Raw genomic sequence first — 13594 nt, 5'->3', positions numbered from 1 at the left:
ACTTTCATTATAAGAATCTGCAGCATTTTACTTATATAGACAAATTATGACTATAAATTATTGTATAATATTCTTAGGTATAAGGAAAGACAGTGAAAAAAACAAACGAAAATCTTTTCATTCATATGGGGCGGAAGAGGAGCATGCAAATGATGAAAAAATTTCTTAACAATAAAGGATTTACTCTTATGGAGGTGCTGGCCTCAATTGTCCTCATTTCCATAATTTTTGTTATAGTCGGCGCTTATTTTACAAACAGCTTTAAAACTTCTGCTTCCATCAGCACTAAATATTCGGCAGTCCAGCTCGCAGAAAGCTTGTTGGACCAATACCAGTCTATGAAATTTACAGACCTGGAAGCTAAAGCTGGACAAACTGAATCAATTGACATAGAAAACACATTAAATGCTGATGCTGACTTTTCAGCGTACGATGCAGAAATAACCATAACAAGGCATTCCAGCCCTTCATTGGGGCATAGGCTGCTCTTGTTAAAGGTTGTGGTTTCATCAGGAAAAGAAGGGCTCGGCAAACAAACCGCACTGGAAGGATATATACGTAAATGAAGAATGAAAAAGGCTTGACTCTTGTAGAAACCCTTGTTGTCCTGGCCATATCTTCCGCATTTATCATCATTGCCTTTTCCATCCTGGCATCCATGTCCAAAGCTGCTGAAAAATCTATGAACGATGCACTTTTGAGAAATGAAACCATCTATATCACCCAGCAGCTTGATAAAGCAATGGACAATGTTGATGCCGCTGAAATCTCCGGCAGCCAGCAGGCTGACGGCTCTTTTAAAGCTTACACTGCTGTTGATAAAAGAATGGATGAAACATCTCCAGGGATCTTTGAGGAAGCGCCAATCAATACGCTGGTCCAAATCAGCGGGAACGATTTTACGATCGGGAGCAAAAAAATAAATTCTGATGGATTTACTGCAAAAGATACCGTATTCATCTTAAAAAACGGGCAATTACATGTAAAGCTGATTGTGGCGAACCTTACAAACAAGCAAAAATATGAAGTTTACAAAATATATAATCTGCAAAGCGAGTGATTGATTTGATCCCACTTAAAGATGAAAGAGGATACTCCTTATTAAGCGTAATTCTTGTCTTTGCCATAATCAGCATCCTGGGCCTCTCGCTATTGACGCTTACTATAAACTCCATGAAATTTGTCTCAGTAAATAAAAGCTCCATCCAGGACAAAGCCTCAGCTGAAATGGGCATTGAAGAAGCAATGGCCCAAATTGACAGCGAAGTGGAAAAAATTAATAAAGACATTGAAAACCGTGTCCTGCTTGTAGATAATGTTTTAGGAAGGCTGTCTTCTTCACTAGGAAGCATTAGAAGCTTGGGCCCGTACAAATATACGATCAGCCATGAAACACTGAAAAGCGGCCAAAACGGGGTATTCCTGGAAAAAGTAATCATTAAGGCACCGATCGGAGACACAAATAGGAGCATTACCAAAACCGTCACTGTTTCTACTATTGCAGAGGTGTTTAAGTATGGGGCAGTAAGCCCCGGATATCTTCTATTTAATGGCGCTTCTTATATAGAAGGGGATGTGCTCGTTAAAGAAAATCTATTAAACTCAGATCAAGGAAAATTCATTCAGGGATGGACATACTATCCGCCAACTTCTTATCCTGCCATAAAAGGGAATTTAACAGTTGGCGAAAATTATTATTATAAGCAGGGAAACAGCTTCAGGCAATTCAGCCCAACTCCATACAATATGAATTTATTTTTTTCAGTCCCGCCTCAAATCAAGGACAGGAGCCTTGATGTTAATGCACTGCCGGTAAATTCATATGTTATAAATAAAAGCGGGATTATTTCAGCGCCGGCAAGCAATACTTATAATGGTGACCTAACCATTGATCGGAATACTTCCATAAACGGGAATTTGGTTGTCAGAGGAAATTTGACTGTCAGGAAGGGCGCTAAATTAAGTGTAAGCGGATCGGTTTATGTAGGAAGAGGTGCTTTATTAAGCGGCACTTTAAGTGTTCCTAATCAAAATAAATATATATTCATAAGCGGGAATGCGGTCATTAGTGAACTGAATCTGGATGGAGAAATGTATATCGGCGGATCTGTGGACATCACAAATGACTTGAATACTAACGGAACACTCTTTGTTATGGGGGACGCCACAGTAGAAGAGCTCTCTAACAACAGCGGCGGTACATTAATCCTGCTCTGCAATGGCACCATCCAATTATCAAACAATAACCTTTATAATGACAATCCCAAAATTATCAATGCCTATCTGTATTCGAACAGGATGCTTGAAATCTACGGGATAGGATCTCATATGAATATCCAAGGAGGCATTTACGGCAATCCTATCATTCTTAATGCCTCTAAAGGCAAGACAAGACAAAGCAATTTCTCTGGTGCTGACAGGACAGGCAACTTGTATTTTGAAGGAAATCAAGACCAAATTGATCCAACAAAATCCCGCCTGGCCATTTATTATAAAAAGGAAATGATCCTCAACCCGCCAAAAGGCATTCCGACGGTTGAAAAAATGCAGGTAAAGGAAATTGATGTTGTCTATGAATAGGAAGAAGGAGATGCAAATTCGCATCTCCTTCTTTTTTATTTCACATACTCCGCCACCCGATTCCTCCCTGCCCTTTTCGCGCCTACATATAAAGCGCGGTCGGCATGGCGGATGAGGGCAAGCGGATCATCTGCATCCACTGGAGCAGAGGCGACGCCGATCGAGGCGGTGATGCTGACAGAGAGTCTGGAGCCGTCTCCGTCCATATGCTGGCTGATGGTAAAAGGCTGGGTAGCGATGGCAAGGCGGATGACTTCGGCAAGCTCGAGAGCCTCCTGCTTTTCCATGTCAGGGAGCAGGACGACAAACTCTTCTCCGCCATACCGGGCTACTGTTCCATATGGCTCGGTGAGCAAGGACAGTCTCTCTGCCAGTTCGATCAGGATCTCGTTTCCGCTCTGGTGCCCAAAAGTATCATTGACACTTTTAAAGTGGTCGATATCCAGTATGATAAGCGAAAGGACGCTCCTTTTTCCAGATTCCATCCCGATGAACTCTTCTGCAAGTAGCCCGTCAAAATAGCGGTAATTGTACAGCTTCGTTAAAGCACAGCGTTCACTGTTTTCCTTCGTTCTTTCATAGTTCCTGGCATTTTCAATGGCAACAGCAAAGTGAGAGCAAAGGATATCAACGATCATCAGCTGATATTTCTCGTAGGCCCTTTTCTTTCGAGAAGCCAGAAGCAGGACACCGACAACCTTGCTTGAACGGGCAATAGGGACACACAGGACGCTTTCGACTTCTTCTGGCATATAGCCCTTGGCTGCTGTCTTCCATTCTTTTTTTGTGCTGAATAGGGCAGCTTTCCCTGTCGCCCATACAAGTCCGCTGATGCCCTCATTTCTGCGCAGCGGAAGTGCTGACGGTGTGGTCCTCTCTCCATCCTCTACCTGGTATAGGAGCTTGAGCTCAGACTCATCGACCACATCAAGGATATATGCATAGTCTACCGGCAGCATGCCGATCAGCTTTTCGATAAAAAGCTCCATCACTTCATTCCTGTTGAGCCGCTCAGCAAGCTGATGCCCGATTTCGGCTGCTTTGTGCAGATAATCGTTCACCTTTTCGCTGGAATTATAGAGTCCAAGAATGATAGACAGGCTGGCGAACGGGACGCCCACAAACAGGATGGATAATAGCCCCACTTCCTGATACAGGATGTAGAGCATGAATCCGACCGGCAGCGTCATGATTGATGTAAGCGACTCCCATATAAAATCCTTCCCGAAGAAATTGGTTTTCTGCTTGTGCAGGAAAAAGAGGATCAGGGAAAGGACAAGCTGATTCACAAAATAATAGACAATCGGATACAGGATGGACAGCCATAATGAAGGGCCGTGTTCCATCAGGTCTGCCCCCTGCTTACCTCCAAGGGAATAATAGAACATCCCGCTGATAAAGGAAACCACAAAAAACATGAACGAATTGAGCGGAAACCTGTAAGACTGGCTTTTCGGCAGCCTGAGCTTCAGGAGGAGAAAGAAAACTGAAGCCTGCACCAGCAGCATTTCGACAAATATGCCGAAAGCCAAAAAGACGGCAAAAGACACCCATTGCAGCATAAAGACGGGCACATTGTTAATGATGATCGGCATGGATGATACAAAAAACATAAGCAGCATAAATGCCAGGACATCAACATTTAAAGCAGCAGGCTGCGGGGGATAAAGGGTATAGGTAAGCCAGACTCCCGCAGGCACAATCAGCGCCCAAATAATCCATATATATTTTATCGCTCCCTGATTCACCTTTATCCCCCCTTCTTCCTTATCCAGCCTATAATACCGAAACTAGTAGAATAGTCACAAAATAAATATTATTGTATCAAATTTCCAAAAATTTGTCACTCTAATAATGCGTTACTCTACAGAAGTATTTAACATTTTCCCCCAAGCAGCGAATTCAGAAATGGTTTTGCGGCTGAGAGGAAATAGAGCGATCCCGTAACTACCAGAACATCAGCAGACTGCAGGTTCGACAGCTCTGTCCTGATGGCCTCTTCCCAGCTGGCATATGAGGTTTTATTTCTGGATGCACTAAGGCCGGCAAGCATTTCAGCATCTGCCGCCCTTGGGAAATCAAATTGGGTAAATGTAATTCTATCGGCAGCTTCATCAAGGATGCCGATCATTTTATCCAGCTTCTTGTCTGACAATGCTGCAAAAACAACTGCTATCTTTTTGCCCGAATATCTTTTGTCCAGCTCTGCTGCCAGAGCCATGATGCCTTCTTCATTATGGGCGCCGTCCATCAGGACGACAGGTTTATCAGAAAGGAGTTCAAGTCTGCCTGGCCAATAGGCTTCGGACAGGCCTTTCCTAAGATCTTTTTCTTCTATCATAAAGGAGTAGTACTGGTTCAGGATTCCTGCTGCCGCAGCGGCAAGCGCGGCATTCCTTGTCTGATGTGATCCCAGCATGCTGATTTCAAGGTTCTTGTATTCCCGGAAAATCGTGCTGACGGTGAACCTTTCACCATGTTCAGCCGATCGATGATCGCTGATTCCGATTTCGCTGCCTAGCCGATACAGCTTCGCGTTCTTCTCTTTAGCTGTTTGTTCAATAACAGAAAGGGCTCCCTCCTGTGAAACAGCAGTCAAGGCAGGGACGCCGCTCTTGATGATCCCCGCTTTTTCAAAAGCTATCTGTTCATAGGTGTCTCCAAGGATCGCCGTGTGGTCGAGGCCGATGCTAGTGATGATGGACAGAAGCGGATGGACGATATTGGTCGAATCAAACCTTCCTCCCAGGCCGACTTCAAAAATTGCGATATCCACCGGATTCACATCGGCAAAATAACGGAAGGCCATTGCAGTGATGACTTCAAACTCAGTCGGCGCCCCAAGCTCTGTCTTTTCAAGCTCCTCGCTGAGCGGGTAAATATCGTTAACAAGCCTGAGGATTTCTTCATCCTTCACAGGCTGGCCATTCAGACTGATTCTTTCATTGAATTGTTCAAAATAAGGAGAGGTGAAGGTTCCGGTCTTAAATCCGGCACTCACCAGGATGGAACGCAGATAGGCAACCGTTGATCCCTTGCCGTTCGTCCCTCCGATATGTACACTCTTGATCCTTCTCTCGGGATGGCCCAGTTTTTCCATCATCCATTCCATCCGCTTGAGCCCTGGCTTGATTCCGAGGCGAAGGCGGGAGTGAATCCAGGATATTGCTTCTTCGTACGTTTGAAACATAAGTATCTGCCTCCATGCATAGGAAACCATACGGAAAGACGAATCCTTCCTGGATCCGCCTTTTCCGTTATGGGTGGTTTACCCTTTTAGTTCATTTAAGCGAGCTTCGACAATCGCTCTCTTTTCAGTATAGTCCTTTTCTTTGGCGCGCTCTTCTTCAATAACCTTTTCAGGCGCTTTTTTAACAAAGCCTTCGTTAGAGAGCTTCTTCTGCACACGCTCAACCTCTTTGTTCAGCTTATCCCATTCTTTTTTCAGACGGGCAATCTCTTCATCGATATTGATGAGGCCTTCAAGCGGAAGGATGATTTCAGCTCCTGAAACGACTGCTGTCATCGCCTTATCGGGTGTTGCGGCAGCAGGGCTGATTTCAAGCTCTTCCGGATTGCAGAAGCGTTCAATATAAGCTTTATTGGATGTGAGTGTAGCAAGAACCTCGTCATCATTCGGCTTCAGGATCATCTTGATCTTCTTGCTTAATGGTGTATTCACTTCTGCACGGCTGTTTCGGACAGAACGGATGATTTCAACAAGCAGCTTCATATCGCCTGCTGCCTTCTTATCCGTGTATTCTTCCTTCACCTTCGGCCATTCAGCGATAGTGATTGATTCACCGCTGTGAGGCAGGTTCTGCCAGATCTCTTCTGTAATGAACGGCATGAACGGGTGGAGAAGCCTCATGGTATTATCCAGTACATAAGCCAGGATCGAACGGGTCGTTTTCTTTGCAGCTTCATCTTCTCCATAAAGCGGAAGCTTCGCCATTTCAATATACCAGTCGCAGAAATCGTCCCAGATGAAGTTATAAAGCACCCGGCCGACTTCCCCGAACTCATAGCGGTCAGAAAGCCTTGTTACCGTTTCAATCGTTTCATTCAGCCTTGTCAGAATCCATTTATCAGCTACTGACTTTTCTCCCGTCAAGTCTATCTCCTCATATTTCAGGCCAGCCATATTCATAAGGGCAAATCGGGAGGCATTCCAGATTTTATTGGCGAAATTCCAGGTCGCTTCCACCTTTTCCATGCTGAAGCGCAAATCCTGTCCAGGTGAGCTTCCAGTTGACAGGAAGTAGCGGAGTGAATCGGCGCCGTACTGGGCAATTACGTCCATCGGATCTACTCCGTTGCCTAGTGATTTGCTCATTTTCCTGCCTTGCTCATCTCTAACCAGGCCGTGGATGAGAACATCCTTAAATGGCCGCTCTCCTGTAAACTCAAGGCCTTGGAAAATCATCCGTGATACCCAGAAGAAAATGATGTCATAGCCTGTTACAAGGCTTGCTGTCGGATAATAGCGTTTGAAATCAGGATTTTCTTCATCAGGCCAGCCCATTGTAGAGAATGGCCATAGGGCGGAGCTGAACCAGGTATCAAGAACATCATTATCCTGTGTCCAATTCTCAGCATCAGCCGGAGGCTCGGAATCTACATACACCTCGCCTGTTTCCTTATGATACCAGGCCGGGATGCGGTGGCCCCACCAGAGCTGCCTTGAAATGCACCAGTCGCGGATATTTTCCATCCAGCGCAGATACGTGTTTTCAAAGCGGTCCGGGATGAAGTTGACCTTATCTTCCTTCTGCTGCAGCGCTACCGCTTCGTCTGCCAGCGGCTGCATCCTGACGAACCACTGTGTGGACAGATATGGCTCTACTACAGCTCCGCTCCGCTCAGAATGGCCGACAGAATGCATATGCTCTTCAATTTTGAATAGGACGCCGCTGTCCTGCAGATCCTTCACGATCTGCTTGCGGCATTCAAAGCGGTCGAGGCCATTGTATTTGCCGGCATTTTCATTCATGGTTCCATCCTCGTTCATGACAAGGATGCGCGGAAGATCGTGTCGGTTTCCGATTTCAAAATCGTTCGGGTCATGAGCAGGAGTGATTTTAACTGCACCAGATCCGAACTCCTTATCTACATAATCATCGGCAACAATCGGGATTTCACGGCCGGTAATCGGGAGGACAACTGTCTTTCCGATCAGGTGCTGATAGCGTTCGTCTTCAGGGTGAACCGCTACCGCTGTATCGCCAAGCATGGTCTCCGGACGGGTTGTGGCAACATCAATGGATCCAGAACCATCAGAAAGCGGGTAGTTCATATGGTAAAAAGCGCCCTGGACATCCTGATGGATAACCTCGATATCAGAAAGAGCCGTCTTTGTCGCAGGATCCCAGTTGATGATATATTCGCCGCGGTAAATCAGGCCTTTTTTATAAAGAGAGACAAAAACTTTATTAACCGCCTTTGAAAGCCCCTCATCCATTGTGAAGCGCTCGCGGCTGTAGTCAAGTCCCAGGCCGAGCTTAGACCACTGCTGGCGGATATGCTCTGCATACTCTTCTTTCCATTTCCATGTTTCCTGGACAAATGCTTCGCGGCCAAGATCATAGCGGGATTTTCCTTCGCTTTTCAGCTTCTGCTCGACTTTCGCCTGTGTTGCGATGCCGGCATGGTCCATGCCTGGAAGCCATAATACATCATACCCCTGCATCCGCTTCATGCGGGTAAGGATATCCTGCAGCGTCGTATCCCAGGCATGGCCGAGGTGAAGCTTTCCTGTTACGTTCGGCGGCGGGATGACGATGGTATAAGGCTCTTTGCTTTGATCATCCTTCGCTTCAAAAAATTTGTTCCCTATCCACCATTCATACCGTCCCTTTTCAATATTCTGGGGATCATACTTTGTTGGCATGGCCAATTCATTATTTTCCATTGTATTCCCTACCTTCCTTGTATCTATCAGTGTTTTGAGTACCTGAGCAAATAAAAAACTCCATCCGTCAATAAAAGGACGAATGGAGCTGATTTCGCGGTACCACCTTTTTTCCGGGCAAGCAATGCATTCCTTGCCAGGCGCTTAATAAGATAACGGTTTTCCCGTCTTTCGCTACTGTGAACACGTTCTGTTCGCGAAAGAAGCTCAAGGGCGACATTCCAATGATTCTGCCTGGAAAACCTCTCAGCTTCCGGTTTTCCTCTCTTTAAGCAGCTTGCACCGTACTCTTCCCTGTCAATGCTTTTCTAATGATATTTATATATGATATAGTACCGAATTTCGCGGTTTATAGTCAATAAGTATCGGCAATATTTTTTAAAATCATACATCCGCCCGTACGATTCTAAAAAATAGGCACTTAACCTGGGAAGGGGACATAGAATGGAGTAAAAGAGATGAGGGGGAAATCAAATGAAGAGGAAATTCAATCCTTATACTCTGCCTCCTTGGCTGAGGACCTGCAGAAGTGTTTGCGCTCAGTTCATTATTCCTTTTTGCGTTTTTCAGGGGATTCGGACCATTCTCATTCCGACGACCTTTGATGTTCTTTTGCTTTCAGTCTTTATCTTGCTGGCGCTGGCACTGCATCTTGAATTCATTTAGGAGCCCTCAGGACGAATTGTCCGGGGCTCCTTCCTGTTCGGCCTGTGCTTTTGCTGCTTCCTGTGCCTGATGCTTCTGCCTCTCGATTTCATCAATCCTCATGACGATGTACTCTGTATTCTTCAGGAGCCAGAATTGGCGCTGAAACTGCTGGACGAGCTTTCTTTCATTTGCTGCGCCCCTGTTCTTGTGATACGTTTCCGCCTCCCTCAGGACAGGACCCGGGTGGGCGAGATAGCTTTGGAACAAAAGCATTTCATCCTGCTTGAAAGGCATATATTTAAAGTAGGTATACAGCCATTCAACAGTTTCATCGCTCCGCTTCGGGTAGCTTCTTAAAGACCGCGACAGAAATGGCAGAAGATCGTGGAGCGGGGAAGCCTGGCGCGAATTTTCAAAATTGCTGAAATAGCCGTAGCCTCTTTCATCATAAAGAAAATGCTCTGTTGAAATTTTCCCGTGGATAATGACGGTCCGCGCTTTTTCATCTTCCTTCGTTTTTTCATGCCAGTCCTTCAGCTTGCCCTTCGAAAATTTCAGCGCCTGGGTTATATCGTGGTAATACAGGCAGAAAAGAAGCTCGAATGGCGCCATATACTGCTTTCTTTCACATTCTTCAATAAATCCCTCGCAGAATTCTGTCTCCTTCTCCCAGGCGAGCATGGTCTTTTCATAATGCTCCTGCCGTTCCTCGCTGGTTACATTGACCTCCTTCAATGAGAGTGTGTGCAGCCGTGCCAGTTCCCGGAACATCTGCTGATGGCGTTCAAAACGGTTTTCTTTTTCTTCGTTGGCCAGCCATGGCATCAAATAATACAGTTCACTATCATGGAGTACTGCATAGCGGCCGTCGGCAGCCGGATAGATCGGCACTATCCGGTTGTAGCCTCTCTGATAAAGGGACTGCACCTGCCTGATAAAATCGGTACCATGCCGGGCTTTCAGCTTTTTCAGAGCAAATACTCCTTTGTCGGAATAGATCTTCCTGGTCCTGCCGTAGTCCTCCACAAAGTGAGGCTGGACTGCATAGTGCTTTAAAATCGGGGAAACCTCTGCTAACCTGTTGCTACCTTCCATACGAGTATCCCACTTTCTTATCGGGGTAGTGATCCTCCGGAAATAAAAGAAACAGTTGAACAGGTACCTGCATACCTGCCCAGCCTGTTTCAAACATGTCGTATGGCCTGCAGAAGGCTATTTCTGATAGGCGTGCGCAGGAACATACAGCACCTGGCCTTCATAAATTTCCTGGTTCAGCTCCAGGTGATTGACCCTCAGCAGTGCCGGAACAGGGACCTCATATCTTTCTGCGATAATATCGAGCGTATCGCCATGCTGGACAATGCACACCTTCATCCTGGCAGACTGCTCTTCTTCCTTTCGTGCAAGGAATTCAGCCAGCGATAAGCTCTTGCTTTTTTTCTTATTGGCTGCTTTCTTCTTTGGAGCCTGGTCAGAAGAAGATTCACTTTCTTCCTGCTGGGCCTTAAAGCCGGTCAATATTTCTGCAGGCTGCACTTCTGTCTTTGTGACATCGGCATAAGTATCTTCTGCTGGCTTTTCACTCCTGAACGATGCAAAGACATTATCAGAGACTTGTTCTGCAGGTTCAGCATGGAATGCTGCTTCTGGGACTGGAAGCTCATGATCTTTATCGATGGTGTCAAAAAATGCCGCAGGCTTTTCTTCTTTTTCAGCCTCCACCGGCTGCTTTCTCGCTTCGGCAGTAAAAGGGGCAAATAAATCGGCAGCATCTGCGTCTTCTGTTTCTTCTTCCTCGGCCGCACCTGCCCCGGCTTTATAAATAGACTCAGTACAATCAGCAAATTCCGGAGTCTGAAGCTCTTCAGATTCCTCTGTTTTCAACTCTGCCGGCGCTGCCGAACGGAATAAAGGCTCCAGCTCCCTTTCAGTCTCCTCTTCTGCTGCAAGCAATGGCTCAAAATGTTCCTGCTGCGGCTCCTTTTCCTGAGTTTCCGCCTCTTCTTCCTGTTCTTCTGCCTCTTCTTCCTGATCTTCCGGCCTTCCATCGTATTCTTGTTCAGCTTCCTCCTCATCATATTCCGAGGCAGGATGCTGCTGTTCGCCGTACAGGCCGGTGATAGTCAGATCAGCAGTCAGTCTCATGCAGCTTCTTTCCTGGAATTGATAATCAAAAGAATCAATATAGACATCCAAATCATAGACGCTTCCTATCCTATTATTCGGAATGGTTATATCAACAGGAAAATGGTGAGAAAATTCACAGATCCCCCCTTCCCTCTCTTCAACAGATTGTATGAACTTGGGACTGGAAAATGGCTCTTCCAGTTCAGCTCCTTCATTTTTCCTGTACTCCCCTGCCAGCTTCAGCGATCCTTGGATTGATACATATTGTTCATGCTCCTGGATGGTTATATTCGGATCAAGCGAAATAGAAACAAGCTCAGATACTTCCTGTCCTTTTTGGAACCAGACGGATTCTTCTAAAGAAAAGCGCAGGCAAGATTGATCTTCCTGGGACAAAGCGACTCCTCCTTTCAGCTCTTTCACGTATAATCACTATGTCATTATCACTCTATGAACGGCTGATATTATTTATGATTAGATTGTGAAAAGTTATGGAAGTGAAGGAGGCGGGGGGGGCAGAGACTGCATCCTGGAATGATGGAATTTGATTGTTAAATGGGAAAGTTAACGGAGGCTTGCAGTAAGCAGCAATGATTTTGGGAATATGCGCTATGCAGTAAGGGCAAAATTTTCGCCGGTTTCACGTCGGATGCAGCCCTTTGGGATACATGACTGCTCCTTTTTCTCCAGCCTCATGTATCCCAGAGTCTTCCTGGGATACATGACTGCCCCTTTTTCTCCAGCCTCATGTACTCCAGAGTCTTCTTGGGATACATGACTGCCCCTTTTTCTCCAGCCTCATGTACTCCAGAGTCTTCTTGGGATACATGACTGCCCCTTTTTCTCCAGCCTCATGTACTAGAGACTTCCTGGGATTCATGATTCCTGCAAGTTCACAGCCTCATGTACTCCAGCCCTACCGTCTGAATTCTAAGGGAAAGTTCTTCTGTACCATCTTGGCTTACCAACCTCTCTCCACTAGACAAAAAAACAGGCCGGAGCTAGCCGGCCTGCTTTCATCAGCCTTTCAGCTTGGAAAATGCAAGCTCGGCTGCGTTCAACGTTTTTTCAATATCTTCATCCGTATGGGCGGTTGATAAAAATAGACCTTCGAATTGGGATGGAGGCAGGAAGACTCCTTCATTCGCCATATCTCGGTAGTAAGAAGCGAAATAGTCCAGATTGGAGGTTTTCGCTTTTTCATAGTTGATGACTTCTTCGTTTGTAAAGAAGAATCCGATCATTGAACCGGCACGGTTGACTGTCAGCGGGATATCATGCTTTTTCGCTGCTGCATAAAGCCCTTCTTCAAGTCTGTCCGCCTTCCGTTCGAATTCTTTGTACGATTCAGGCGTCAGCTGGCTCAGCGTTTCGTATCCGGCAGTCATAGCCAGCGGATTGCCTGAAAGTGTTCCTGCCTGGTAAATCGGTCCGCTCGGGGCGATTCTTTCCATGATCTCCGCTTTGCCGCCATAGGCACCTACTGGGAGGCCGCCGCCGATTACCTTGCCAAGGCAGGTAATGTCAGGCGTGACGCCGTAATAGCCTTGAGCGCAATGATAGCCGACCCGGAAGCCTGTCATGACTTCGTCAAAAATCAGAAGCGTCCCATATTCACTCGTTATGTCCCTTAATGCTTCAAGGAATCCTGGCAGCGGAGGGACAACCCCCATATTGCCGGCAACAGGTTCTACGATGACCCCGGCAATATCTTCGCCGAATTGCTCAAAGGCATATTTTACGCTTTCCATATCATTGTAAGGTACTGTAATAGTGTTTTTTGCTATACCTTCAGGGACCCCTGGGCTGTCAGGAAGACCCAGCGTAGCAACACCTGAGCCGGCTTTGATCAGGAGGGAATCGCCATGGCCATGGTAGCATCCTTCAAATTTAAGGATTTTGTTGCGCCCTGTGTATCCCCGGGCAAGGCGCAGGGCACTCATTGTCGCCTCTGTACCTGAAGAAACCATCCTGACGATCTCGATGGACGGCACCCGCTCAATCACAAGCTTGGCCAGCTCATTTTCAGCAATGGTCGGGGCGCCAAAGCTTGTGCCAAGTTCAGCGATCTTCTTAATTCCTTCCACGACCCTGTCATTTGTGTGCCCCAGAATTAACGGCCCCCAGGACAGCACATAATCGATATATTCATTGCCGTCAATATCATAGATTTTCGAGCCTTTTCCCCGCTCCATGAAGATTGGATCCATATTGACCGATTTGAAGGCACGGACCGGGCTGTTGACGCCGCCTGGCATCAGGGATTTCGCTTCATTGTAGGCTTCAGCCGATTTAGTATAAGAACGCATGCTTTTCCCTCTTTTCTTC

10 protein-coding genes and 1 other annotated feature are annotated in these 13594 nt (G+C 46.3%); of the genes, 4 read left to right on the top strand and 6 right to left on the bottom strand.

Annotated elements, in window-relative coordinates:
* Window positions 1-149 precede the first annotated feature (149 nt).
* From ACQCVH_RS01395 to ACQCVH_RS01385, 3 genes are read left to right on the top strand one after another with little or no spacing between them, the layout of a single operon-like run.
* A complete protein-coding gene (locus ACQCVH_RS01395) occupies window positions 150-566 on the top strand; it encodes a type IV pilus modification PilV family protein (RefSeq protein WP_170939390.1) in 417 nt (138 codons plus the stop codon).
* Window positions 563-1060: a prepilin-type N-terminal cleavage/methylation domain-containing protein gene (locus ACQCVH_RS01390; RefSeq protein ID WP_426834131.1), complete on the top strand. Its 498-nt coding sequence runs from the start codon at window positions 563-565 to the stop codon at window positions 1058-1060. The genes ACQCVH_RS01395 and ACQCVH_RS01390 overlap by 4 nt, the downstream gene beginning before the upstream one ends.
* Window positions 1061-1065: 5 nt before the next feature.
* On the top strand, window positions 1066-2580 hold the full coding sequence (locus ACQCVH_RS01385; RefSeq protein WP_426834130.1) for a bactofilin family protein: 1515 nt from the start codon (window positions 1066-1068) through the stop codon (window positions 2578-2580).
* 35 nt (window positions 2581-2615) lie between these two features.
* Here ACQCVH_RS01385 and ACQCVH_RS01380 read toward each other — a convergent pair whose 3' ends face one another.
* The 3 genes from ACQCVH_RS01380 to ACQCVH_RS01370 form a co-directional block, all read right to left on the bottom strand.
* Entirely contained in the window at window positions 2616-4328 is a 1713-nt protein-coding gene (locus ACQCVH_RS01380) for a diguanylate cyclase (protein ID WP_426834129.1), read from the bottom strand.
* A 128-nt stretch (window positions 4329-4456) separates the two neighbouring features.
* Entirely contained in the window at window positions 4457-5770 is a 1314-nt protein-coding gene (locus tag ACQCVH_RS01375; protein ID WP_426834128.1) for a bifunctional folylpolyglutamate synthase/dihydrofolate synthase, read from the bottom strand.
* A 78-nt stretch (window positions 5771-5848) separates the two neighbouring features.
* Window positions 5849-8491 carry a valine--tRNA ligase gene (locus ACQCVH_RS01370; RefSeq protein WP_426834127.1) on the bottom strand — a complete coding sequence of 881 codons (2643 nt, stop codon included), beginning with the start codon at window positions 8489-8491 and terminating at the stop codon, window positions 5849-5851.
* 71 nt (window positions 8492-8562) lie between these two features.
* Window positions 8563-8801 (bottom strand) — a binding site (T-box leader).
* Window positions 8802-8965: 164 nt separating this feature from the next.
* Here ACQCVH_RS01370 and ACQCVH_RS01365 point away from each other — a divergent pair.
* Window positions 8966-9157 (top strand): hypothetical protein, encoded by a 192-nt coding sequence (locus ACQCVH_RS01365; RefSeq protein WP_129612131.1) that lies wholly within the window; start codon window positions 8966-8968, stop codon window positions 9155-9157.
* Window positions 9158-9163: 6 nt separating this feature from the next.
* Here the strand turns inward: ACQCVH_RS01365 and ysxE are convergent, their stop codons facing one another.
* From ysxE to hemL, 3 genes are all read right to left on the bottom strand, one after another.
* The gene (ysxE, locus tag ACQCVH_RS01360) at window positions 9164-10234 is read right to left on the bottom strand and encodes a spore coat protein YsxE (protein ID WP_426834126.1); all 1071 of its coding nucleotides are present in this window, start codon (window positions 10232-10234) and stop codon (window positions 9164-9166) included.
* 117 nt (window positions 10235-10351) lie between these two features.
* Window positions 10352-11662, bottom strand: coding sequence for a stage VI sporulation protein D (spoVID, locus tag ACQCVH_RS01355; RefSeq protein WP_426834125.1), 1311 nt, complete (start codon window positions 11660-11662; stop codon window positions 10352-10354).
* A gap of 623 nt (window positions 11663-12285) precedes the next feature.
* Window positions 12286-13575, bottom strand: a complete 1290-nt coding sequence (gene hemL, locus ACQCVH_RS01350) for a glutamate-1-semialdehyde 2,1-aminomutase (protein WP_426834124.1) — start codon at window positions 13573-13575, stop codon at window positions 12286-12288.
* Window positions 13576-13594 lie beyond the last annotated feature (19 nt).

Source organism: Bacillus infantis, assembly GCF_050107595.1.
GTDB classification, from domain to species: domain Bacteria; phylum Bacillota; class Bacilli; order Bacillales; family Cytobacillaceae; genus Bacillus_AB; species Bacillus_AB infantis_C.
This window is presented reverse-complemented; position numbering and strand designations above follow the sequence as displayed.

Bases quoted from the DNA above. Each gene is read 5' to 3' on its own strand.
- ysxE (WP_426834126.1), bottom strand. From the start codon at position 10,234: ATGGAAGGTAGCAACAGGTTAGCAGAGGTTTCCCCGATTTTAAAGCAC.
- ACQCVH_RS01390 (WP_426834131.1), top strand. From the start codon at position 563: ATGAAGAATGAAAAAGGCTTGACTCTTGTAGAAACCCTTGTTGTCCTG.
- hemL (WP_426834124.1), bottom strand. From the start codon at position 13,575: ATGCGTTCTTATACTAAATCGGCTGAAGCCTACAATGAAGCGAAATCC.
- ACQCVH_RS01365 (WP_129612131.1), top strand. From the start codon at position 8,966: ATGAAGAGGAAATTCAATCCTTATACTCTGCCTCCTTGGCTGAGGACC.
- ACQCVH_RS01375 (WP_426834128.1), bottom strand. From the start codon at position 5,770: ATGTTTCAAACGTACGAAGAAGCAATATCCTGGATTCACTCCCGCCTT.
- ACQCVH_RS01395 (WP_170939390.1), top strand. From the start codon at position 150: ATGATGAAAAAATTTCTTAACAATAAAGGATTTACTCTTATGGAGGTG.
- ACQCVH_RS01370 (WP_426834127.1), bottom strand. From the start codon at position 8,491: ATGGAAAATAATGAATTGGCCATGCCAACAAAGTATGATCCCCAGAAT.